Below are 22,830 nucleotides of genomic sequence, written 5' to 3' on the forward strand. Positions count from 1 at the left end.
TTCGGGCACAAGATCGCGCTGGGCGATCATCCAGGCATGCAGCATCTCCATTATCGGCGCGGCTTTTTCTTGCCGTATTCGGCGCCGTAAATCCGGCTCCAGGTCGCGGACTTCTCTTTCGATTTCGACACCGATATCCGCTCGGAAATCGTCCTGCAGAAAATCAAGGAGCGCGAAGCGTTGTTGGACCTGGTGGTGCGCAAGTAAGGGAGCAACGCACTGCTAAACCTGTGGGAGCGGGCTTGCTCGCGAAGAGGGAGTGTCAGTTGACATCAATGTTCACTGGACCACCGCATTCGCGAGCAAGCCCGCTCCCACAGGGTTCGCTCAGAAGCCGCGCATGCGCCGGGCTTCATTGCGCTGCAAGGTCATGCTCGGGGACTCGTCGAACAGCTTGCGGTACTCGGCGGAAAAACGCCCCAGGTGGGTGAACCCCCAGCCCATGGCGATCGCGGAAATATTGCGCGCCGAGCCGTGCTCGAGAATCTCCTGGCGCACGCCGTTCAGCCGGTATTTCTTCAGGTAGACCATCGGCGACAGCGCGAAGTACTTCTTGAACGCCTCGAACAGCTTGAAGCGCGAAACCCCGGCGGCGAGCTCGATGTCCTCCAGGTGCAGGGCCTCGCGAGCATTGTCGTGAATGTATTGCCGCGCCCGGATCAGGTAGTGCGGCAACTTCACGCCCAGCACCTCGCGCAACTCTTCCGAGTAGTTGTTCGGCTGGGCGAGGATCAGGCCTTTGATCAGCGAGCTCTCAATGTCCCGGGTAAAGGCCACCTGCTCGTAGAGTTCGCTGCTGCGTTCCAGCTCGGCGATAAAATAGCGCGCCATGCGCCACCACGAAGCCGACGCGCCGTCGACCGCATCCATCACCGGTTCGAAGCGCAAGGGTTCATCCAGCGGTCGCTGCAGCAAGCCCTGCAGGGACTCGCTCATGGCAACGCGGGTGATCACCACCTGGACCTTGCGGCAATCGCCGGAGATCGCCAGCAGCTGGTTTTCATTCGGCGAAATGATCACACCCTGGTCGCGGTCGGACTTCACCACGCTGCCGTTTTTGCTCAACTCCTGCTCGCCCACCAGGGGCAGGCTCAGGCTGTAGCTGCTGAAGTGCTCGGCGTCTTCGATATCGATGGTGACATCGGTGCCGTATTCGATGGTGCCCAGGGTCGTGGCCATCGACTTGAACATGTTGGCGCTGTGATGGAAGCGGATCCGCTCGGGCGTCGTGCTCACGAGTCGATGTGGCCCGCAAATACCGGACATCCAGTTTCTCGCGGCCTCGAGATCATCGCTGTCGACACGAATGTCGCGACACTGCGGATCGTTTTTGCTGTTCATCACGGTGCACCCACGGGCTATTTTTCAGCGCGCTCTGACGGCGCGTCTCAGGCGTGGAGAAGGCAAGTTCCAAGCCACAAAACCCCGGTGCCAACTTAGTGGATAGCAATCCTCGACTAGGCGGATAACGCAGCCGGTGAACGCTCCCCAACAGGCACTCGAGGTTGTGCAAAACAGTACCTGATTGCTGCAGACAGGGGCAGCCGTTCATCGTTTGGCGCGCGGTTTGGGTAGTCGCTGCACAGCTTGATACCCCGCGCGTGTTACCCCACAAATTATACGGACTGCCTTCGCCGACAAACCGGATAGACCCCCACCCGCCCCGTTCCCTCTAATGCGCACACCGATTAGCCCCAATAAAAAACAGGTGCACACCCATGAGTGGCGAAAAAAACGTCGAGCAGTGGAAAGCGTTTATCCAGGGTTGCCTGGACTTCCGTCCGGCAGAAGGCGTGTTCCGCATCGCCCGGGACATTTTCACCGAGCCGCAGTTGTTCGATCTGGAAATGGAACTGATCTTCGAGAAGAACTGGATCTACGCCTGCCACGAAAGCGAGCTGGCCAATAACCACGATTTCGTCACGATGCGCGCCGGCCGCCAGCCGATGATCATTACCCGCGACGGCAACGGGCAGCTCAACGCCCTGATCAACGCCTGCCAGCATCGCGGCACGACCCTGACCCGGGTCGGCAAGGGTAACCAGTCGACCTTCACCTGCCCGTTCCATGCCTGGTGCTACAAGAGCGACGGGCGCCTGGTGAAGGTCAAGGCGCCTGGCGAGTATCCGGAAGGCTTCGACAAGGCCACCCGTGGCCTGAAAAAGGCGCGCATCGAGAGCTACAAGGGTTTCGTGTTCATCAGCCTCGATGTTCACGCCGACAACAGCCTGGAAGACTTCCTCGGCGACGCCAGGGTGTTCTTCGACATGATGGTCGCCCAGTCACCCACCGGTGAGCTGGAAGTGCTGCCCGGCAAGTCGGCCTACACCTACGACGGCAACTGGAAACTGCAGAACGAAAACGGCCTCGACGGTTATCACGTGAGCACCGTCCACTATAACTACGTGGCCACGGTGCAGCATCGCCAGCAGGTGAACAGCGAGAACGGCAACGGCAACGGCAGCACCCTGGACTACAGCAAGCTCGGTGCGGGCGATGCCAATACCGATGACGGCTGGTTCGCCTTCAACAACGGCCACAGCGTGTTGTTCAGCGACATGCCGAACCCGACGGTACGCTCGGGCTACGCCACCATCATGCCCCGCCTGGTCGAAGAACATGGCCAGGAAAAGGCCGAATGGATGATGCATCGCCTGCGTAACCTGAACGTCTACCCGAGCCTGTTTTTCCTCGACCAGATCAGCTCGCAACTGCGCATCATCCGCCCGGTGGCCTGGAACAAGACCGAGATCATCAGCCAGTGCATCGGGGTTAAAAACGAGTCGGACGCCGACCGCGAAAACCGCATTCGCCAGTTCGAGGACTTCTTCAACGTGTCGGGCCTCGGCACGCCGGACGACCTGGTGGAATTCCGTGAAGCCCAGCGCGGTTTCCAGGCACGCCTGGAGCGCTGGAGCGACATTTCCCGTGGCAGTCATCGCTGGGCCACCGGCGCCACGCCCAACAGCGAGGCGATCGGCATCGCCCCGACCATGACCGGCACCGAATTCACCCACGAAGGGCTCTACGTCAACCAGCACAGCAACTGGCAGAAATTCCTGCTCGATGGCCTGGACGCGAAATCCCTGAAACTCCGTGAGGTGCAATGATGAATGCGCAATTGCAGTACCAGATCGAACAGTTTTTCTACCGCAAATCCGAACTGTGCGACGCCCAGGACTGGGACGCCTACCTCCAGCTGTTCGCCGAGCAGAGTGAATTCCACCTGCCGCAATGGGATTCGGAACACGTCTACACCCGCGACCCCAAGCGCGAAATGTCGCTGATCTACTACCCCAACCGTTCCGGCCTGGAAGATCGCGTGTTCCGCCTGCGCACGGGCAAGTCCGCGTCCTCGACGCCGATGCCGCGCACCCTGCATTTGATCAACAACGTGCGCATCGACGAACTCGAGGGCGGTGAACTGGAGGTGCGCCTGAACTGGCACACGCTGTTCTATCGCCTGGCCACCTCCGAGCAGTTCTATGGCCGCGCCACCTACCGGCTCAAGCCCCACGCCGACAGCTGGCTGATCAGCCGCAAGCATGTGCTGCTGCTCAACGACACCATCAACTCGGTACTCGACTTCTACCACCTCTGAATCCCTGGAGACCGAGGCATGAATCACAAAGTAGCGTTCAGCTTTGCCGACGGCAAAACCCTGTTCTTTCCCGTACAACCCAACGAGATCCTGCTCGACGCCGCCCTGCGCAACGGCATCAACATTCCCCTGGATTGCCGCGAAGGCGTCTGCGGCACCTGCCAGGGGCGCTGTGAATCCGGCGACTACAGCCAGGATTACGTGGACGAGGAAGCGCTCTCGAGCCTGGACCTGCAACAGCGCAAGATGCTCACCTGCCAGACGCGGGTCAAATCCGACTCGGCGTTCTATTTCGACTTCGCCTCCACCCTGTGCAACGCCTCGGGTCCGGAGCAACTGAGCGCAACGGTGACCGACGTCAGGCAGATTTCTGCCAGCACCGCGATCCTGCACCTGGACCTCGGTACGACCACCCCGCTGGATTTTCTCCCGGGGCAATACGCCCGGTTGTCGATTCCGGGCACCGAGAGCAAGCGTTCCTACTCGTTTGCCAATCGGCCGAGCGAGCACAATCAACTGCAATTTTTGATTCGCCTGTTGCCCGACGGGGTGATGAGTAACTACATCCGTGAACGCTGCCAAGTGGGCGACGAAATCATGCTCGAGGCACCGCTGGGCGCGTTCTATCTGCGGCAGGTGGCCAAACCGCTGATCCTGGTAGCGGGTGGCACCGGACTATCGGCACTGCTGGGCATGCTCGACGACCTCGCCGAACGCGGTTGCGTGCAGCCGGTGCATCTGTACTACGGCGTGCGCGACGCTGCCGACCTGTGCGAGCGCGCACGGATCGAGGCCTATGCCGAGCGCCTTCCGGGGTTTCGCTACACCGAAGTGGTCAGCGATCCATCGCCTCAGTGGACGGGCAAGCGCGGCTACATTGCCGAGCATTTCGACCTCAGTGAATTGCGCGACGCGCCGGTCGACATGTACGTCTGCGGCCCACCGCCGATGGTCGAGTCGATCAAGGACTGGTTACAAAGCCAGGCGCTGGACAGCGTTCACCTGTATTACGAAAAGTTCACCGAGAGTAATATCTGATCTTTCAAATCAGGCCTGACAACAATAACCAGAAGGGAACGAGATGGCGGATGAAATCTTGCAACAGGGCTCGCTCAAGCGGGGGTTGAAGAACCGGCACATTCAATTGATCGCCCTGGGTGGGGCGATTGGCACCGGGCTGTTCCTGGGCTCGGCGGGTGTGCTCAAGTCGGCCGGGCCGTCGATGATCCTCGGTTATGCGATTGCCGGGTTCATCGCTTTCCTGATCATGCGCCAGCTGGGCGAGATGATCGTCGAGGAGCCGGTGGCCGGTTCCTTCAGTCATTTCGCCCACAAGTACTGGAGCGGTTATGCCGGCTTCCTGTCCGGCTGGAACTACTGGGTGCTGTACGTGCTGGTGGGCATGGCCGAGCTGACGGCCGTGGGCAAGTACGTGCAGTTCTGGTGGCCGGAGATCCCGACCTGGGTCAGCGCCGCGGTGTTCTTCGTCCTGGTCAACCTGATCAACACGATGAACGTCAAAGTCTTCGGCGAGATGGAGTTCTGGTTCGCGATCATCAAGGTCGTGGCGATCATCGGCATGATCGTCCTGGGCTGCTACATGCTGTTCAGCGGCACTGGCGGCCCGCAGGCGTCGGTCAGCAACCTGTGGAGCCACGGCGGTTTCTTCCCCAACGGCACCACCGGCTTGCTGATGTCGATGGCGTTCATCATGTTCTCCTTCGGTGGCCTGGAACTGGTCGGCATCACGGCCGCTGAAGCCAGCGAACCGAGGAAGGTGATCCCCAAGGCGATCAACCAGGTGGTTTATCGCGTGTTGATCTTCTACGTCGGCGCACTCACCGTGCTGCTGTCGCTGTACCCTTGGGATCAACTGCTGCAGACCCTCGGTGCGTCCGGCGATGCCTACAGCGGCAGCCCGTTCGTACAGATCTTCTCGCTGATCGGCAGCGACACCGCCGCGCACATCCTCAACTTCGTGGTGCTCACCGCGGCGCTCTCGGTCTACAACAGCGGCGTCTACTGCAACAGCCGCATGCTCTACGGCCTGGCCGAACAGGGCGACGCACCCAAATCACTGATGAAACTGAACAAACAGGGCGTGCCTCTGCGGGCGCTGGGCATCTCGGCACTGATCACGATGCTGTCGGTGCTGGTCAACTACCTGGCGCCCCATGAAGCGCTGGAGTTGCTGTTCGCCCTGGTGGTCGCCTCGTTGATGATCAACTGGACGCTGATCAGCCTGACCCACCTGAAGTTTCGCAAGATCATGGGCCAGCAAGGCATAGTGCCCGGCTTCAAGTCATTCTGGTTTCCCTACAGCAACTACCTGTGCCTGGCCTTCATGGCCATGATCATCTGCGTGATGTGGATGATTCCGGGCATCCGCGCGTCGGTCATCGCCATCCCGGTGTGGGTGGCGATCATCTACCTGTTCTACCGGGTGCGCGTGGCGCGCGATCGCGGCTTGCCAGTCGCTCAATAATCCAGCGCGCAACAAAAAGCCCCGGTATTCATTGAATGCCGGGGCTTTTTAATGCCTGTCAGGTCAAAGGGTCGAACGCACCCGCCACAATTCCGGGAACAGCACGGTATCGAGCATCTTGCGCAGGTAACCCACTCCTTCAGTGCCACCCGTGCCAGGCTGGAAGCCGATGATCCGCTCGACCGTGGTGACATGGCGGAAGCGCCACTGGCGGAACGAGTCTTCGAGATCGATGAATTTCTCGGCCAGTTGATAGAGATCCCAATAACGCGTCGGATCCTTGTAGACCACCCGCCAGGCCGCTTCGACCGAGGCGTCATGCTGCGTCGGGGCGCTCGGGTCACGCTCGAAACGCTGCGGGTCGATCGCCAGCCCGGCGTTGGCCATCAAGCGAATGGCTTCGTCATACAGCGAAGGGGTGGCGATGGCTTTTTCCAGCTCCTGCAACAGCTCCGGCCGATGGGCGTGGGGGCGCAACAGCGTCGCGCTCTTGTTACCCAGGATGAACTCGATTTCACGGTACTGGAACGACTGGAAGCCCGACGATTGCCCCAGGAAAGGCCTGATCGAGTGGTACTCGGTGGGCGTCATGGTGGCCAGTACCGTCCACGCATGCACCAGCTGATCAAAGATTCGCGAGACCCGCGCCAGCATCTTGAAGGCCGGCGCCAGCTCACCCAGCCGAACGTGTTCGCGGGCGGCCTTGAGCTCATGCAGCATCAGTTTCATCCACAGCTCGGAGGTCTGGTGCTGGATGATGAACAGCATCTCGTTATGGTCCGGCGACAACGGGTGCTGGGCGCTGAGAATACGCCCCAGGTCCAGGTAGTCGCCGTAGCTCATGGAGTCGGAAAAATTCAGCTCGGCGTTATGCCACTCCGCTGTCTGATTGGCAGGCGAATACGGACATTGGCTCATTGAACAGGCTCCTGATGTAGCGATGAATTCAGTGGACGCAAGATCGCCCTGACCGGGCTGGCGTCGAGGTTGGCAAATCGCAGTGGCAGCGCGATCAACTCGTAGTCCCCTTCCGGGACGTCATCGAGCACGATGCCTTCGAGAATGGCCATGCCGTGACGCGCCACGGCGTTGTGCGCGTCCATGGTCTTGGATTGCTGCGGGTCCAGCGACGGCGTGTCGATACCGATCAGGCGCACGCCGAGACTGGCAAGCAGGTCGACGGTGTCTTTGCCGACCGCGGTGAATTCGGGGTCCCAGGTGGTCTGCGGCGCCTGTTGATAAGTACGCAGCAGCACGCGTTCGGGCAGGTTTGCCAAACGACCTTGCAGTTGCCCGGGTTGCACCAGCGCGTCGCTGCCCAGGCAATGCAGCACCCGGCAAGGCCCGATATAGACGTCGAGCGGCACATCGCCGATGGCCGCGCCGTCCTTGCTGTAGTGCAGCGGCGCGTCGACATGGGCGCCAGTGTGCGGCGACAACGTGATACGCCCGACATTCACCGGGCATTCAGGCCCCAGCGTCCAGACGCGCTCTTCCTGAAAAGGCGTATCGCCCGGCCAGGTCGGTGTTGCGGTACTCAAGGGCGGGCTGATGTCCCACCACGACATTGTTTTTTTCATAACACAGCTCTCGGCCTTTTCCGAAGTGAATGATACGAGCGATACCTGTGCATGTTCTTGCAAAAAACTTCGAAAAAGCCTGGGGCTTTCGCACAAACTGCCAGATATCGGTGGTTTATGGCGTGGAAATATCAATGGCGCCACAGTCGCTGGCAGGCGTCGAGCCGCTGCGTTTCTGGATACCTCGATGTCGAACACAGACAACTGGCGCCCGGGCAGGCCCTATAGGGTGCGACTTCAGTTCTCCCCAACGCCGGAGTCATCATGACCGCACCGATCACCGTTCTTCGCGACACCCACCCGCTGCCCGTACTCGATGCCTGCAAATGGGAAAAACTCGAAGGCGACCCGCACACCGTCAACCTCAACGCCTACACCAGCGAAGACGGCAGCAAGATCATGGGCACCTGGATCTGCACGCCGGGCAAGTGGTACGTGGAATACGTGAAGTGGGAATACTGCGATTTCCGCGAGGGCTACTGCATCATCACCCCTGAGGGAAAAGAGCCGATCCACCTGCGTGCCGGTGACATTTTTGTCGTTGAGCCGGGGATGAAAGGCACCTGGGAAGTGGTGGAAACCGTGCGCAAGTATTTCGTGTTTGCCTGATGCAAAAAAACCGGGAGATCACGCAATGTGATTTCCCGGTAAATGTCGATGCGCTTCTCTGTAGGAGCGAGCTTGCTCGCGAAAAACCTGAGAGCACCGCGGGGAGCCAGGCTTCCAGCGTTATCGTTGACGACCATCGCGAGCAAGCTCGCTCCTACAGGTTTTCAGCATGATTATTGCGGCTTGCGATAGCTGTTGATGATCGCCGAGAAGTCACTGCCGCCTTCCCCACGCAAACTCATCGCCTGATACAACTGTTGCGCCACCGCGCCCATTACCACCGGCTGGTGCGCCGAACGCGCTGCTTCGGTGGCCAGCCCCAGGTCCTTGAGCATCAGCTCGGCGCCAAAGCCCCCGGTATAGCCGCGCGAGGCCGGGGCCGTTTCGACGATGCCCGGCCACGGGTTGTACATCTCCGAACTCCAGCAACGCCCGGTGGAGCTGTTGATGATGCCCGCCAGCACCTTGGTGTCGATACCCAACGCATCACCCAGGGCCATGGCTTCGCTGACGCCGACCATGGAAATGCCCAGCAGCAGGTTGTTGCAGATCTTGGCGATTTGCCCGGTGCCGACTTCGCCGCAATGGACGATGTTGCGGCCCATCTGCGCCAGCACCGGTTGCAGGGTCGCGAACAGTTCCGGGGTCGCGCCGACCATGAACGTCAAGGTCCCTGCCGCGGCGCCACCGGTGCCACCGGAAACCGGCGCATCGGCCATGGCCACGCCCTGTTTGGCAGCGGCGGCGGCCACGTCACGGGCGGTCTGCGGATCGATGGTGCTGCAATCCACGGCCGGCACACCCTTGCCGATACCGGCGAGCACACCGTCTTCGCCCAGCCAGACGCTGCGTACATGCACGGCAGCGGGCAGCATGGTGATCACCAGTTCCGCGCCTTGTGCCGCCTCACGTGCCGAAGCGCTGATGCTGCCGCCCAGTTGCTCAAGCTCCGCCAGCACGGTTTTGTTCAGGTCGACCAGGCGCAGTGCATGGCCGGCCTTGATCAGGTTGCGCGCCATCGGCGCGCCCATGTTGCCAAGACCGATAAAAGCGATGTTCATGTCCGGCTCCTTAACGCAGGTTGATGGTGGTGTTCACACCGTCGTTGACGCTGTCGTCATCGAACCAGCGGCTGGTGACGGTCTTGGTCTGAGTGTAGAACTGCACCACTTGCTTGCCATACGGGCCGAGGTCGCCGAGCTTGGAACCACGGGAACCGGTGAAGCTGAAGAACGGCACCGGCACCGGGATCGGGATGTTGATGCCGACCTGGCCGACGTCGATTTCGTTCTGGAACTTGCGCGCCGCCGCACCGGATTGGGTGAACAGGCCGGTGCCGTTGCCGAACGGGTTGGCGTTGACCAGGGCGATGGCCTCGTCGAGGGTATTCACTTCCAGCACCACCAGCACCGGGCCGAAGATTTCCTGGGTGTAGATCTGCATGTCGGTGGTCACGCCGGAGAACAGGGTCGGGCCGACAAAGTTGCCCTTCTCGTAACCGGGAACCGTGATTTCGCGACCATCGAGCTCGAGTTTCGCGCCTTCCTTGATGCCGCTTTCGATCAGATCAAGAATTCGCTGTTTGGCTTTTTTGGAGATCACCGGGCCGACGTCGGTGCCCGGCTCGCTGCCGGCATTCACCGTCAGTTTCTGCGCCAGCGCCTTCAGGTCAGGCAGCCATTGCTTGGCCGCGCCCACCAGCACGACTACCGAGGTGGCCATGCAGCGTTGACCGGCTGCGCCAAAACCGGCGCCCACCAGCGCATTCAGCGCCTGTTCGCGATTGGCATCGGGCAGCACCACGGCGTGGTTCTTCGCGCCCATCATCGATTGCACGCGTTTGCCGTGCTTGCCGGCCAGGTCATAGACGTGGGTGCCGACCGCCGTCGAACCGACGAAGGAAACGGCCTTGATGTCCTTGTGGGTGCAGAGCGCATCCACCACGTCCTTGCCACCATGCACGACGTTGAGCACGCCGGCCGGAACGCCGGCCTCGATGGCCAGCTCTACCAGCAGCATGGTCGACATCGGGTCCTGCTCGGACGGTTTGAGCACGAAGGTGTTGCCGCAGGCGATGGCCATCGGGAACATCCACAGCGGAATCATCGCCGGGAAGTTGAACGGGGTAATGCCGGCGCACACGCCGATCGGCTGACGCAGGGTGTAGGTATCGACACCGCCTGCGACGTTTTCAGCGAATTCGCCCATTTGCAGGCTGCCGATGGAGCAGGCGTGCTCGACCACTTCCAGGCCACGGAAAATGTCGCCCTCAGCGTCGGCAATGGTTTTGCCCTGCTCGGCGCTCAGGACCACGGCGATGCGCTTGGAGTGTTCACGGATCAACGCCTGGAGCTTGAGCATGATGCGCATCCGCGCGCCGATCGGCGTCAGCTTCCAGGTCTGGAAGGCGCGATGGGCTGCACTGATGGCGGCGTCGACTTCTTGAGCGGTGGCAAACGGCACCTTGGCCAGCACCTGTTGGGTGGCCGGGTTGATGATGTCGTGCCATTCGGTGGTCTGGGATTCGACCCATTCGCCGTCGATCAACAGCTTGACCTTTTGTACGGTAGTTTCGTTGGGCGTGAGCGAAGCGTTCATGTGGGTCTCCGGATGCTTGTTTTTATCTTGGGAGCCAAGGCGAGAAAGTCGCCTTGAGATGAGGCGTATGCCGCGAATTGGTGATCGGACTGTTTTTGGAGTATAGATGTGCAAACTTCTAATAAGAACGCACATAAAAGCCGGTCCAACATGCAAAAAAACATCACCTCTCTAGGCTCGCTGAACTGGGATGACCTCAAGTTTTTCCTCGAAGTCGCCCGCACCCGCAAGGCCAGCACCGCGGCCAAGCGCCTGGCCGTCGACTACACCACCGTGTCGCGGCGCATCAGTTCACTGGAAGCTTCGCTGGGCACCTTGCTGTTCGAGAAATCCCGGACCAGCGGTTTTGTCCTGACCGCCGAAGGCCAGCGCCTGCTGGGGTACGCCGAGTCGATCGAAAGCACGCTGCACATGGCCTGCGAGCAGGTTTCGGGCTCCGGGGTCGCGTTGTCCGGCCATGTGCGAATGGGCTGCACCGAAGGGTTCGGCAGCTTTTTCATTACCCCGCAACTGAGCCATTTCGTCGACGCCTACCCGGCGATCTCGGTGGACATCCTGCCGCTGCCGCACTTCATCAGCCTGTCCAAGCGCGAGGCCGACATCGTCATCGCCCTGGAACGCCCCGAACACGGGCCTTACGTATGCTGCAAACTGACCGACTACCGCCTGCAGCTGTACGCGACCCAGGAATACCTCGACAAACACCCGGCCATCCGCCGCCCGGCCGACCTGGGCAAACATTCGTTCATCAGTTATGTCGACGACCTGGCGTTCAGCTCTGAGCTGCTGTACCTGGCCAACGTGCTCCCCGGCGCCAGCGCCAATCTGCGCAGCACCAGCGTGATCGCGCAGTTCGTGGCGGCGCAGCAAGGGCGATCACTGGCCATCCTGCCGTGCTTCCTCGCCGCCCAGGACCCACGGTTGCTGGCGGTGTTGCCGCAGGAGATCAACATCACCCGACAATTCTGGATGTACTGCCGCGAAGACCTGCGCAAGCTCAAGCGGATTACCCTGTTGTGGGATTACATCCGCGCGGTGACCGAGCAGAACCAGGCGCTGTTGATGGGGGACAGTCGGCAAATGCTGTTTGCCGACTGAGGTTCTTCAAGGAATCAGGTAGCGCCAACCTCAAGTTGGAACGGGTTGGCCAGCGACTTTCCTGGACAGTGTCTTACCAAAAGCAATCCACCACTTTTCATAATAGAAAGTCGAGATATGCGCGGTCATGAAAATGGCGGCGAACAACAACGGACGCTTCAAATATTTTATGACGGTATCTCCGCTACCCAGCCAGGTATGTGCCAGCAGTGGATGAACAACGTAGAGCGCGTAGGAAATGGTGGCGATATAAAACAGAACGCGATTATTCAGAACCTGGGCAACAATGCGTGTCTGGCCATTGACTAACGTGCTCCCCACCATGGCGGCGGCAATATAGGGGCGCAGGTAGTTCATGAAGCCGCCGTCGGGATGACTGGAAACAATAAACAGGAGGAACAAAACTATTTGCACAATCCATATTTGTTGCGGAAGTTTCACAAAGGTGCTGCCCACTCTTTTGTGGTATATCAGTGCAAGTAAACAGCCAGATAGTATTTCATCAATGCGGTAATAGGTGTTGATCACGACATGGGCATCGTTCATGACTCGGTAGGTCGTGACGGCGATGGCGAATAAAGGAATCATCACCATCCACTTTTTCCGCATCATGACGACCAGCAAAGCGATAGCAACATAAAACTGGACCTCCATGCACAAACTCCATAGATGCCCGTTTACATTGCCAAGCCACATGGGCGGCCAGTTGGCATAGAAAAGAAAGTTTGCGAGGTAGTAATCCGGAGGGCTGCTCATGATCGGCAAGACAATTGCCATGTACAACCAGGCAAGAGGCACAATCCGAAAGAACCTGCGAATCAAGAAATCAATGACGCTGTCGTTCTTGAGCAGGAAACTTGTTATCAGGAAACCCGACAGGGTAAAAAATATAGCCATGCCCATAACACCTGCAGCGGAATTCAATTGCAGGATCTTTGGGCCGAGTGGTAGCAGGTGACACGCCAGGACAAGCAATATACTTATGCCGCGCCATCCATCAAGTACATTTAATCGAGAGTGTGCTACGGAACCATCACTCATATTGGCATTCGCTCTTTGGATATGAAAACCCAATAGTCGCAGCGCTGAAAATCTCATGAAGCCAGACCATTCAAGCCTGAGTCTAGGTCAGCTTTTGCACTTTACACTTCACACCATGATAAAATTTTGTCGCGAGCAATTGGTTAAATCACTGTTTTTTTGACGGTACTTTCATGGCGTGAAGTGAATCGTCCACTTTTTGGCAGATGCGCTGCGAGCGCTATCAGTCGATCCCCTCCTTGAGCTCCAGCATCAACCCACTCAAGCGTTTGACCCGGCGTCGCACCGCTTCTTCGAAGACGCCGGCCCGAGGTTCGATCAAGGTGAACCAGTCCTTGGCCCGGGTGATGCCGGTGTAGATCAGCTCCTTGGTGAGCACCGGGTTCAGGGCATCGGGCAGGATCAAGGCGGTGTGGGCGAATTCCGAGCCCTGGGATTTGTGCACGGTCATGGCGTACACGGTTTCGACATCATTGAGACGACTGGGCAGTACAAATCGCACGCCGCCCTGGCCGTCGTTCCTCGGGAACGCGACCCGCAGCACAAGCTTCCCGGCCTCGGGGCCCTCGCGTTCGGGAAGCTTGAGGGCGATGCCGATGTCGCCATTCATCAGGCCCAAGCCGTAATCGTTGCGGGTCATCAGCACCGGCCGGCCTTCGTACCACTGCTGGTCGCTGTCGATCAGCCGCGCCTTGAGCAAGGCGTCGGTCACCCGCTGGTTCAGGCCTTCCACGCCCCACGGCCCTTTGCGCACGGCGCATAACAACTGGAACGCGTCGAACGCCTGCAGGACCTGCCGCGCCCAATCAATCCAGCGCCCATCCTCCAAGGGACAATCGAGCGGTGGGCGCTGATTGCGCAGCAGGCTCAAGTAATACCGGTATCCTTGCGGCCCTTCACCATGACCTTCGAGCAACAGGCGCTCCAGCGCCCGATCCTGTTCATTTTTGAGCGACAGGCAGAACACATCGTCGTGGCTGCGCGCCGCCAGCAATTTTCGGGCTTGGGCGGGCTGTTGCTGGTTGACCCAACGGGCCAGCTGACCAATGCCGCTGCCTTCGCCGAAGCGCCGCGAGTGGCGCAACATCACCACTTGCTGGGCGAGCGGGTGGGTGCCCTGGGTATCTTCCTGCAACCCGCTTGCTTCCAGGCTCTCGCCACTGACGGCCTGCAGCCATTGGCGAGTCTGCGGGCTGTACCAACCCGCCTCGGCGTCGCGACACAGATCGCCCAGCACGGCACCGGCCTCCACCGACGCCAACTGGTCCTTGTCACCCAGCAGCACCAGGCGGGCATGGGCCGGCAGCGCATCGAGCAGGTTGGCCATCATTTCCAGGTCGATCATCGATGCTTCGTCCACCACCAGCACATCCAGCGGCAGGTGATTGCCGGCGTGGTGACGGAAATGTCGGGTCCCCGGGCGGCTGCCGAGCAGGCGGTGCACGGTGGTGACATCGGAGGGGATTTTTTCGCGGATGGCTTCAGTGACTTTCAGCGTCCGCACTTGCGCACTGATGGATTCGGTCAGCCGCGCCGCGGCCTTGCCGGTAGGCGCGGCCAGGCGAATGCGCAGCGGTTTGCCCGCCTCTACCGCCGGCGCCTGGAGCAACGCGAGCAAGCGCACCACCGTGGTGGTCTTGCCGGTGCCCGGACCGCCGGTGACGATACTGAACGCGCTGCGAGTGGCGAGGGCGCAGGCCAGTTTCTGCCAGTCGATGACCTCACCGGGCCTGGCCGGGCCAAACAGACCGGTGAGGCGTTGCAACAGATCCTTGGGGGCGTCTTCCTGCCCCGCCAGACGCTCACGCAACGCATCGTCGATGCGTCGCTCGTAGGCCCAGTAGCGCCGCAGGTACAGGCGTTTGCCGGCCAACACCAGGGGCCGCTGCTGCACGTTGTCGCGCTCGTCCGCGGCCAGGGCAACCAGGCTGCTGGATGCCAGCACCTTGCACCAATGGGCGCCATCCAGGGTTTCCAGCAGCTGCGAAGGCAGCAACATCGCGCCACCTTGCAGGTCGCCTTCCGGAGGCAGCGACAGGGCGAAGTCCGGCTCCTTGAGGGTCTCGAACAGGTCCAGGCAGACATGCCCGTGCCCCAACTGGTGACTGGTCAATGCCGCCGCCAGCAGCACCAGCGGGTCATCGGCCGGTGCCAGCTCGTGAAGAAAGCCGACGAAGGCCTTGTCCAGTGCGCGCAACCAGCCACGCTCGACCCAGCGCGAGAGCAGCAGCAACAGGTCTTCGGCACGACTCAACGGGCTGAGTTGCGCCAGGCTCTCGGCAGTCAGCGGCGTCGCCAGCACATCGGCGAAGGTACGGTTCATAGCAGTACTCCCTGTTCCCAGGCCGGTTCGACCCTGGGCTGCGGTTTGCCCTGGAACAGGCGGTCCAGTTGCTCGATCAGCGCCCGGGGCGGTCGGGCGAAATACACGCCCTGGCTCGGCGCACGCGTGCCCCGCAGGAACAGGTACAGCGCACCGCCGACATGCCGGTCGTAATCGTAATCGGCCAGCCGCGCCTTGAGCTGGCGATGCAGGGCCAGTAGGTACAACACGTATTGCAGGTCGTAGCGGTTGTCGAGGATCGACTGCTCCATGGCCTGTTCGGTATAGGCCGCGTCGTCAACTCCGAGCCAGTTGGATTTGTAGTCGGCGACGTAGTAGCGGCCATCATGCTCGAACGTCAGGTCGATGAAGCCCTTGAACATGCCATTGAGCAAGACAGGTTCCGCGGCCACCCGCGGCACACCGTTGTGGGTGTATTGGCACACCAGGGCATCGAGCTTGAGCACATCGACCTTGTGGCTGGCGAACCAGAATTCCATCTCGACCTGGTACTGGGTCAACTGCGCGAAAATCACCGGTGCCTGGTCGCTAGCCACAGGCAACGGCGACTTGAGCAGGTGCTGCAACCATTCACTCAGCGTGGTGATCCAGCCTTCCCAGCCTCGGCGATTGCAGCGCCGGCCAATCGCATCCTCCACCGCCTGCGGGGTGGCGGCAAACCCTTCGCCACCGGCCCATTCGAGCAAGCCATGGAGAAAGGTGCCCGGGTTCGGGCCACGGGGGAATCGATGGATATCGGCACCGCCCGCCACCATCTCGCGGGGGGCGTGTGGGTCGAGACGTTCGTCGTCGAAGAGTTTCTGTGCCTGCGGACTTTCCGGCGCCTGATCAGTGCCGATGCTCAGGCTGTCGCCAATACGCAAGGCGCTGTAGGAGGCAATCCACCAGTTTTCACTGGCCTTGCGTTGCACCGTCAACGGCGCCAGCAACGCCGCGGTGTTCTGCGGGGGATGGTAAGACTCGAGGGTGGCCTCGGGCATTTCGCCGTAGCCAATCGCCGGGCAGCCCTGTTGCAGGTCCCGTAACCAGGCCTGCAAACCCGCCGACTCGTTCAGGCAGGCACCGCCGCCCAACAGATACCCCAGCGCCGACAGGTGCAGCACCGAGCTGTTGTTGTTGCCGCGCTTGAGATCCGCCACGCCCAACCAGCAGGCGTGTTGCGCCCGGGTCAGGGCCACGTACAGCAGGCGCAGGTCTTCGGCCACACGCTCGTCATCGGCCTGGGCAATCAGTTCGGGCGTGGGGCTCAGGGTTACCTGGGCCTTGCCCGTGGCGTCGTGGTAATGCAATGGCAGGCGGCTGCCATCCACCGGTTTCGCCGAGCAAATGAACGGCAGGAATACCAACGGGTACTCAAGCCCCTTGGACTTGTGGATGGTCACGACCTTGACCAGTTGCTCGTCGCTTTCCAGGCGCAGGATCTGCTCTTCACCGGCCTGGCCCGACAACGCCAGGTGCTCGGACAAATGCCGGATCAAGGCCTGCTCGCCGTCCAGTTCGGCGGCTGCCTGTTGCAGCAACTCGGACAGGTGCAACAGGTTGGTCAGCACTCGCTCGCCATCGCTGCGCGCCATCAATGCCTGGGGCAGCTTGAAGTCATGCAGCAAGCGTCGCAGCATCGGCAACACGCCCTGCTTGCGCCACAGCTCGCGATAACGGCGGAACTGCATGACCCGGGATTCCCAGGCCAGTTCGTCCTGGTTCAACTGCTCCAGTTCGGACAATGACAGGTTCAGCGTGATGCTGGCCAATGCCGCCCGCAGCGGCCGCTCGACGTCCGGCTCGGCGCAGGCCTTGAGCCAGGTGAGTACATCGTGGGCTTCCTGCGCGGCGAACACCGAGTCCTTGTCCGACAGATAAACGCTGCGCACGCCGCGGGCAGAGAGCTCGGCACGCACCGCCTGGGCCTCCTTGCCGTCACGCACGAGGATGGCAATGTCCGCCGGCATCAGGCCTTTGAGCACCTGGTCGTCACGCACGAACCCCGCCAGGCCCTGTTGCCCACCGTTGAGCAAGGCGGTGATTTCACTGGCACAGGCGGCGGCCAGTTGTTGCCGATAGACTGCGCCGGACAACGGCTGCTCGGCCGCCAGGTGCCAGATGTTCAACGCCGGCACTGCCTGCTGGTTGATGCGCAGGACTTCCTTGCGTCCCTGGGACTCGACGGGCAGGAACGGCACCGGGTTGTCGCCATTTTTTTCCCGGAACAGAAAGGCCCCACGCCCCGACTCGCGAGACTCAGCGCAGTCGAATACATGGTTCACGGCACTGACCATGCCATGGCTCGAACGGAAGTTGGTGCCCAGGGTGTGCAGGCGGCCCGTGGTGGCCTGGCGGGCGCGCAGGTAGGTGTAGATGTCGGCGCCGCGGAAGGCGTAGATCGCCTGCTTCGGGTCACCGATCAGGAACAGTCCGCTGTCGGGGCTGTTGTCTTCAATGCGGTAGATGCTCTCGAAGATCCGGTACTGCACCGGGTCGGTGTCCTGGAATTCGTCGATCAACGCCACCGGGAACTGCTCGCGGATCAAGGTCGCCAGGCGCTCGCCGCCCTCGCTTTGCAGCGCCGCGTCCAGGCGCAGCAACATGTCGTCGAAACCCATTTCAGCACGGCGGCGCTTTTCCTCTTCGAAGCGCGCGCCTACCCAGTGGGCAGCGTGTTGCAGCACAGCGGCATGGGGTGTCGGCAAACCATCCAGGCAGGCTTTGAGCGCGGGCATGGCGTCCAGGCCTGGATGGTACGGCGCGGGGCCCTTCTTCCAGGCTTCTGCCATTCCGTCGGGGGTCAGGCGGGTGAAGCCGGTGCCGATGTCCAGTTGCTCGAGGGCCTCGTCTTCGGCCCAGGCTTTGATTTTCTCGAACCAGGGCTCGAAATACCGCGCCTGCATCTTGCGCCCGTCGACACTCTTGCTGGCGACACCTTCGTGACACAGGGCCAGCAGCTCGTCGGCCCATTGGCGCCACGGCATCTTGAGCTCAAGCAGGGCGACTCGGCGCTCCTGCAGACATTCGTTGATCAGTTGCGCCGGCTCAACACCGGCGAGAGTGTCACGCGCGCTGGCGAACAGCCCGCGGATCCGCGGCAACAAGGCCGCCGGTCCGCCCCAATTGCCGCGCACCCAGTTCAACGCATCGCCCTGCATCGGATAACAGAACAGCCGCCAGTAATCGCGCAGCACTTCACCGAGCAGATCGCTGTGGTCGGTTTCCAGGGTCTGGGTAAACAGGCTGCCGCTGTCGAAAGCGTGCTCGCGCAACATGCGCTGGCACCAACTGTGGATGGTCGACACCGCCGCCTCATCCATCCATTGCGCGGCGATGTCCAGGCGATTGGCGCAGCCGGGCCACTGATCGGGTGCGTACTCTTCGCGCAGCTGGTTGATCAGCGCGTCCGGGGCCGGCGTTTCCTCGCGGAAAAACCGCGCGGCTTCGGCCAGGCGCGTGCGAATGCGTTCGCGCAGCTCTTTGGTGGCGGCATCGGTAAAGGTCACCACGAGGATTTGCGGCGGCAGCAGTTCACGGCCGAAACCACAAGGCTCGCCACCGTGGCCAAGGACCAGGCGCAGGTACAACGCGGAAATGGTGAAGGTCTTGCCGGTCCCGGCACTGGCCTCGATCAGTTGACTGCCACGCAGCGGGAACGCCAGGGCCAAGGGGGTCTGGGTGGTCATGGGCGGGGCTCCTCGCTGGACACTGAACGCCAAGGGGCCTCAAGCAGCGGTCGATACAGGGCGTCACACCAATCGGCGAACGTCTCGTCGGCGACCAGGGCGTCGTAATCGGCGAACTGACGCGCGAGCGCCACGCTTTCGCGGCGCTCGCCGTCGGTGGTCAAGCCATCACCTTCGTAGGCCTTGCGCGCGGCGGCCTGGGCTTTTAGCGGGTCGGTCTGGCCGAGCCAGGCAAAGGCGGTCTTGACCGCGATCGGCAGGGGCTGACGCATGCCTGCTTGCCAGGCCAGCAACAGATCGCCCAGGGTTCGCAAAGCACGCTCCCGGGCAATCGGCTCGAGTATCAGGCTGTCGTCACTGGCCACCAGGGCCGTGGTCATCGCCATGCCGCTGGCGCACGCCACCAGGTGGTTGACCCACGGCCGCGTCAGCCGATGCCATTTGCGCGACTTGATCGAACCGATGCTGTTGGGGATCGTCGTGATCGACAGCAAGCCGCCGTCGGCACGTTGGTGCAGGCCACTGAGCCAACCCTCGATGCGCAGGCCATCCACTTGCAAATTGACTGGCAGGGCGCTGGTCAGGGGCGTTGGCCATAAGGTCAGAAGCTGTTGATAACGCGCGAGCAGATCCGGCAAGGGTTCGATCAACTCCCGTTGCAGGCATTCGCCAAACCCCGCCATCGGCAGCAGCCCGCTGTTTTGCAGGCGACTGGCCTGCGCCTCCAGCACCCGTTCGGAGTTATCCAGGTCTGCCAGTGCGGCGCCGAGCAAACTGTCGCTCAGGCTATAGCGTTGCAAGGCATCGAGGACAAAGGGCTCTTCATCGGCCAAAGGCACTTCGGCCGCCTCGAAGAACACCTTCAGGCGCTGACTGAAGAAATGACGCACCGGGTTGCGCAGGAAATCCTGTAGTTGTCCCAGACTCAGCGGCTCCTCCTGGACGTGGGCATCCAGTAGCTCACTGACAGGCGCCTGCCCGCTGGCTTGATGGAGCACCTGCCACTCGCTGGCATAGCTGAACAACGCATCGCCCTGGTGGAAGTAACGGGCGCTGAAGGGTTGCAGCGGGTGCTCCTGGGTCAGGGCTTCGAGTAGTCCTCCTCGGCATCGACCAATCGCCAACCGCTGGCCAGATGGTCCCGAAGCTGGCCGATGAGCACCGATGCCGGGCGCTCGCTGTTATCGCGGATGCTGCGACCGACCCAGCTGACATAGAGTTGCTCACGGGCCGACAGCAATGCTTCCAGCAGCAAATAGCGGTCATCCTCACGTCGCGAGCGATCGCCGGGGCGGTAGTCGCTGCCCATGAGGTCGAAATCCAGCGGCGGCTGTGCCCGCGGGTAGTCGCCATCGTTCATCCCCAGCAGGCACACCAGCTTGAACGGGATCGCGCGCATGGGCATCAAGGTGCAGAAGTTGACCGCACCGGCCAGAAAGCGCTGGGACAGGCGCCCCTGATCGAGACCGGCGAGCCAGGCTTCACGGACGACGGTCAGGGTCAGCTCGTCGTGCAAGCCAACTGACTCACAGTTTTCGAGCCAGGTTTCGCGCAAGGTTTCCAGCTGCGTCAGCAAATACTCGTCGTGCTCGTTGCTGGCCTGGAAGAACAGTGCCACCAATGCCTGTAAACGCAGGCTCCATTGCTGGGGCGATGCCGGTCGAGTGAGTTCGTGGTGGGCGATTTCCAGGGCATCCAGCAGTGCAACCAGCGGGCCGATGAGCGCGGCATCCAGACCACCGATCTCGTCGTAGGGTTCGATGCCGCCACAGGCGCCGGAACTGCCAACGGCGTAGCCGAGCAACATCCGCCGCAGGCCAAAACGCCAACTGTTCTGCTCCAGTGCCTCAGGCAGGCCCAGGCCGGCACGCTGCTCGGCATTCATCCCCCAGCGGATGCCTGCCCCTTCGATCCAGCGGTGCAGGGTTGGCAGGTCACGCTCCTCTACGCCGAAGCGCTCCCTTAGCGCGGGCACGTCGAGCAGGTCGAGAATCTCGCTCACCGGGAAACGGCTGTCTGGCAGCTTGAGCAGATGCTCGACCGCGATCAGCAACGGATCACGGCCGCGCTGGCCCTGGTCGGCGAGGGTGAAGGGTATGAAGCGCGGATCGTGGCGCTCCAGCTGGCCGAACACCGCGCGAATGTGCGGGGCATAGGCATCGATGTCCGGGACCATGACAATCACGTCCCGGGGGCGCAATAGCGGATCGGCGCTGAAGCGCGCGAGCAACTGATCGTGCAGGATCTCCACTTCGCGTTGAGCGCTGTGAGCAATGTGGAAGCGGATCGACGAGTCTTTCTTCAAGTCCACGGCCGGCCAGCATTCGCGGGTTTCGCCCAGCGGACGCAACTCAAGGATGTCGTCCTGCAACTGGTTGAGCATGTGCAGCGGCTGGCTGTCACTGAACAGGTCGATGCGACCGTCACGAAACGCCGAACGATAGCTGTTGGGATCGTCGTAGCTGTCGAGCAGGTTGATGTAGTCCCGCCCCTGCTTGCCCCATGCCGCGAGTAACGGATGGGCGTGTTGATGCAGGGTTTGCGGGTCGAGCACGCCTGGCATGCCGCTCTTGCGCGCCTGCCGTTTGTATTGATGGCGCAGCAGGTCCTTGTCGGCGACGATGTCCGCCCAATGGTGACGACAGGGATTGTGCACGCATAGCAGCACCTGGCTGAATCTAGCCAGGCCGGCCAGGGCTTCCAGGGCTTGAGCGGGCAGGGAGGAAATGCCGAATACTATGACCCGTGACGGTAATCCGGTAGGAGCCACGTCGAGGCTGTTGATGCGTTCGATAAACCGCTGATGCACGCCGGCCCGGCTTTGCGCCATCCCTGCTGCACCGACATCCAGCAACAGTGCACGCCACAACTCCGCCTGCCAGGCATTGGCGGCGGTCAGCGGCTTGGCTTCGCCCCTGCCGTTGCGTAACTGGTGACGACCTTCGGCCCAGTCTTCGAGCCAATCGGCGCGGTACACCTGGTACTGGTCGAACAGATCCGCCAGGCGCTCAGCCAATTGATAGCGTTTGCGCAAATCGGTGTCATGGGTGAGAAAGCGCTGTAGCGGCTCGAAGTGCGGCTGATCGATCACCTGCGGCAGCAGGCGCATCAGGCGCCAGGTCAGGGGGGCTTTATCCAGCAGCGACTTGGCCGGAATGTCGTCGCGCCCCAGGACCATCCGATAGAGCTGCCACATGAAACTGCCGGGCAATTGCACGTCGATGGCGGCGGCGATCCCGCAGCCGCCCATGTCGTCATCCTCAGCGTCTTCGGCCAGAGCCAGCTTCAGCCACTGGGCAATGCCGTTGCTCTGCACCAGGGCGATTTCATTTTCCAGGGGAGCCAGCGGGTAGCGCCGCATCCAGCTCACTACCAGGCTGCGTAACTCGTCCAGGCGATTGCCATGAACCACCATAAAACCAGCACTGAGGGACGTTGCGTCCGGCATAAAGGCTTCCTTGGAAAGCGCAAATCGAGGGAGGACTTTAGCATTGAAGGCGACTTGCTTCATTGCAGGAGCGAGCTTGCTCCGGGCGGCGTTCCGACGAGGGTCGTCAACGATGACGCTAATTGTCTGCGGCCCCGCGGTGTCCTGACGTTTTTCGCGAGCAAGCTCGCTCCTACAGAAAATCGAGACACAAAAACAAAACCCCTACCTGCATACGCAGATAGGGGTTTTGGAATTTAATCTTGACGATGACCTACTCTCACATGGGGAAACCCCACACTACCATCGGCGATGCATCGTTTCACTTCTGAGTTCGGGATGGGATCAGGTGGTTCCAACGCTCTATGGTCGTCAAGAA

14 protein-coding genes, 1 rRNA gene and 2 pseudogenes are annotated in these 22,830 nt (G+C 61.3%); 7 read left to right on the forward strand and 10 right to left on the reverse strand.

Going from position 1 to position 22,830, the window contains the following annotated elements; genetic code table 11:
• Positions 1-129 precede the first annotated feature (129 nt).
• Positions 130-207, forward strand: a pseudogene (locus tag SOP85_RS27495) (Lrp/AsnC family transcriptional regulator); the annotation flags it as partial.
• 120 nt (positions 208-327) lie between these two features.
• On the opposite strand, the gene SOP85_RS27500 reads toward SOP85_RS27495, so the two are convergent.
• A complete protein-coding gene (locus SOP85_RS27500; protein WP_274074121.1) occupies positions 328-1,341 on the reverse strand; it encodes an AraC family transcriptional regulator in 1,014 nt (337 codons plus the stop codon).
• 377 nt (positions 1,342-1,718) lie between these two features.
• On the opposite strand from SOP85_RS27500, the gene antA reads away from it, so the two are divergent.
• Genes antA through SOP85_RS27520 form a run of 4 tightly spaced genes read left to right on the forward strand, consistent with a single transcriptional unit; the run spans position 1,719 to position 6,086 of the window.
• A complete protein-coding gene (antA, locus tag SOP85_RS27505) occupies positions 1,719-3,110 on the forward strand; it encodes an anthranilate 1,2-dioxygenase large subunit (RefSeq protein WP_323628900.1) in 1,392 nt (463 codons plus the stop codon).
• Positions 3,110-3,601 carry an anthranilate 1,2-dioxygenase small subunit gene (gene antB / locus SOP85_RS27510; RefSeq protein WP_323605445.1) on the forward strand — a complete coding sequence of 164 codons (492 nt, stop codon included), beginning with the start codon at positions 3,110-3,112 and terminating at the stop codon, positions 3,599-3,601. The genes antA and antB overlap by 1 nt, the downstream gene beginning before the upstream one ends.
• Positions 3,602-3,619: 18 nt before the next feature.
• Complete coding sequence (gene antC / locus SOP85_RS27515) at positions 3,620-4,639, forward strand: anthranilate 1,2-dioxygenase electron transfer component AntC (RefSeq protein ID WP_323628901.1); 1,020 nt, start codon at positions 3,620-3,622, stop codon at positions 4,637-4,639.
• 43 nt (positions 4,640-4,682) lie between these two features.
• Positions 4,683-6,086: an amino acid permease gene (locus SOP85_RS27520; protein ID WP_323628902.1), complete on the forward strand. Its 1,404-nt coding sequence runs from the start codon at positions 4,683-4,685 to the stop codon at positions 6,084-6,086.
• 63 nt (positions 6,087-6,149) lie between these two features.
• On the opposite strand, the gene kynA is transcribed toward SOP85_RS27520, so the two are convergent.
• Together kynA and kynB are read right to left on the reverse strand one after the other, a co-directional pair.
• Entirely contained in the window at positions 6,150-7,004 is an 855-nt protein-coding gene (gene kynA, locus SOP85_RS27525; RefSeq protein ID WP_274074126.1) for a tryptophan 2,3-dioxygenase, read from the reverse strand.
• Positions 7,001-7,666 (reverse strand): arylformamidase, encoded by a 666-nt coding sequence (kynB, locus tag SOP85_RS27530; protein WP_323628903.1) that lies wholly within the window; start codon positions 7,664-7,666, stop codon positions 7,001-7,003. Before kynB ends, kynA begins: the two co-directional genes overlap by 4 nt.
• Positions 7,667-7,930: 264 nt before the next feature.
• Between kynB and SOP85_RS27535 the strand changes: the two genes are divergently transcribed.
• Positions 7,931-8,275 (forward strand): cupin domain-containing protein, encoded by a 345-nt coding sequence (locus tag SOP85_RS27535; protein ID WP_274074128.1) that lies wholly within the window; start codon positions 7,931-7,933, stop codon positions 8,273-8,275.
• Between the two features lie 173 nt (positions 8,276-8,448).
• Here the strand turns inward: SOP85_RS27535 and mmsB are convergent, their stop codons facing one another.
• Entirely contained in the window at positions 8,449-9,336 is an 888-nt protein-coding gene (gene mmsB, locus SOP85_RS27540; RefSeq protein WP_323628904.1) for a 3-hydroxyisobutyrate dehydrogenase, read from the reverse strand.
• 10 nt (positions 9,337-9,346) lie between these two features.
• Positions 9,347-10,873 (reverse strand): CoA-acylating methylmalonate-semialdehyde dehydrogenase, encoded by a 1,527-nt coding sequence (locus SOP85_RS27545; protein ID WP_274074130.1) that lies wholly within the window; start codon positions 10,871-10,873, stop codon positions 9,347-9,349.
• A 150-nt stretch (positions 10,874-11,023) separates the two neighbouring features.
• Here SOP85_RS27545 and SOP85_RS27550 point away from each other — a divergent pair, with 150 nt between their 5' ends.
• A complete protein-coding gene (locus tag SOP85_RS27550; protein ID WP_274074131.1) occupies positions 11,024-11,971 on the forward strand; it encodes a LysR family transcriptional regulator in 948 nt (315 codons plus the stop codon).
• Positions 11,972-12,001: 30 nt separating this feature from the next.
• On the opposite strand, the gene SOP85_RS27555 is transcribed toward SOP85_RS27550, so the two are convergent.
• From SOP85_RS27555 to rrf, 5 genes and pseudogenes are all read right to left on the reverse strand, one after another.
• Complete coding sequence (locus SOP85_RS27555; protein WP_323628905.1) at positions 12,002-13,012, reverse strand: acyltransferase family protein; 1,011 nt, start codon at positions 13,010-13,012, stop codon at positions 12,002-12,004.
• A 223-nt stretch (positions 13,013-13,235) separates the two neighbouring features.
• Positions 13,236-15,335, reverse strand: coding sequence for an exodeoxyribonuclease V subunit alpha (gene recD, locus SOP85_RS27560; protein ID WP_323628906.1), 2,100 nt, complete (start codon positions 15,333-15,335; stop codon positions 13,236-13,238).
• A complete protein-coding gene (gene recB, locus SOP85_RS27565) occupies positions 15,332-19,024 on the reverse strand; it encodes an exodeoxyribonuclease V subunit beta (RefSeq protein ID WP_323628907.1) in 3,693 nt (1,230 codons plus the stop codon). The genes recD and recB overlap by 4 nt, the downstream gene beginning before the upstream one ends.
• Positions 19,021-22,472, reverse strand: a pseudogene (recC, locus tag SOP85_RS27570) (exodeoxyribonuclease V subunit gamma). The gene recB and the pseudogene recC overlap by 4 nt, the downstream one beginning before the upstream one ends.
• Positions 22,473-22,712: 240 nt before the next feature.
• Positions 22,713-22,828: ribosomal RNA gene (rrf, locus tag SOP85_RS27575) — 5S ribosomal RNA — on the reverse strand.
• Positions 22,829-22,830 lie beyond the last annotated feature (2 nt).

This window comes from Pseudomonas sp. YuFO20 (assembly GCF_035064975.1).
In the GTDB taxonomy this organism is placed as follows: domain Bacteria; phylum Pseudomonadota; class Gammaproteobacteria; order Pseudomonadales; family Pseudomonadaceae; genus Aquipseudomonas; species Aquipseudomonas putida_AE.

Coding starts and splice junctions, on each gene's coding strand:
- SOP85_RS27500 (WP_274074121.1), bottom strand. CDS start 1,341: ATGAACAGCAAAAACGATCCGCAGTGTCGCGACATTCGTGTCGACAGC.
- antA (WP_323628900.1), top strand. CDS start 1,719: ATGAGTGGCGAAAAAAACGTCGAGCAGTGGAAAGCGTTTATCCAGGGT.
- antB (WP_323605445.1), top strand. CDS start 3,110: ATGAATGCGCAATTGCAGTACCAGATCGAACAGTTTTTCTACCGCAAA.
- antC (WP_323628901.1), top strand. CDS start 3,620: ATGAATCACAAAGTAGCGTTCAGCTTTGCCGACGGCAAAACCCTGTTC.
- SOP85_RS27520 (WP_323628902.1), top strand. CDS start 4,683: ATGGCGGATGAAATCTTGCAACAGGGCTCGCTCAAGCGGGGGTTGAAG.
- kynA (WP_274074126.1), bottom strand. CDS start 7,004: ATGAGCCAATGTCCGTATTCGCCTGCCAATCAGACAGCGGAGTGGCAT.
- kynB (WP_323628903.1), bottom strand. CDS start 7,666: ATGAAAAAAACAATGTCGTGGTGGGACATCAGCCCGCCCTTGAGTACC.
- SOP85_RS27535 (WP_274074128.1), top strand. CDS start 7,931: ATGACCGCACCGATCACCGTTCTTCGCGACACCCACCCGCTGCCCGTA.
- mmsB (WP_323628904.1), bottom strand. CDS start 9,336: ATGAACATCGCTTTTATCGGTCTTGGCAACATGGGCGCGCCGATGGCG.
- SOP85_RS27545 (WP_274074130.1), bottom strand. CDS start 10,873: ATGAACGCTTCGCTCACGCCCAACGAAACTACCGTACAAAAGGTCAAG.
- SOP85_RS27550 (WP_274074131.1), top strand. CDS start 11,024: ATGCAAAAAAACATCACCTCTCTAGGCTCGCTGAACTGGGATGACCTC.
- SOP85_RS27555 (WP_323628905.1), bottom strand. CDS start 13,012: ATGAGTGATGGTTCCGTAGCACACTCTCGATTAAATGTACTTGATGGA.
- recD (WP_323628906.1), bottom strand. CDS start 15,335: ATGAACCGTACCTTCGCCGATGTGCTGGCGACGCCGCTGACTGCCGAG.
- recB (WP_323628907.1), bottom strand. CDS start 19,024: ATGACCACCCAGACCCCCTTGGCCCTGGCGTTCCCGCTGCGTGGCAGT.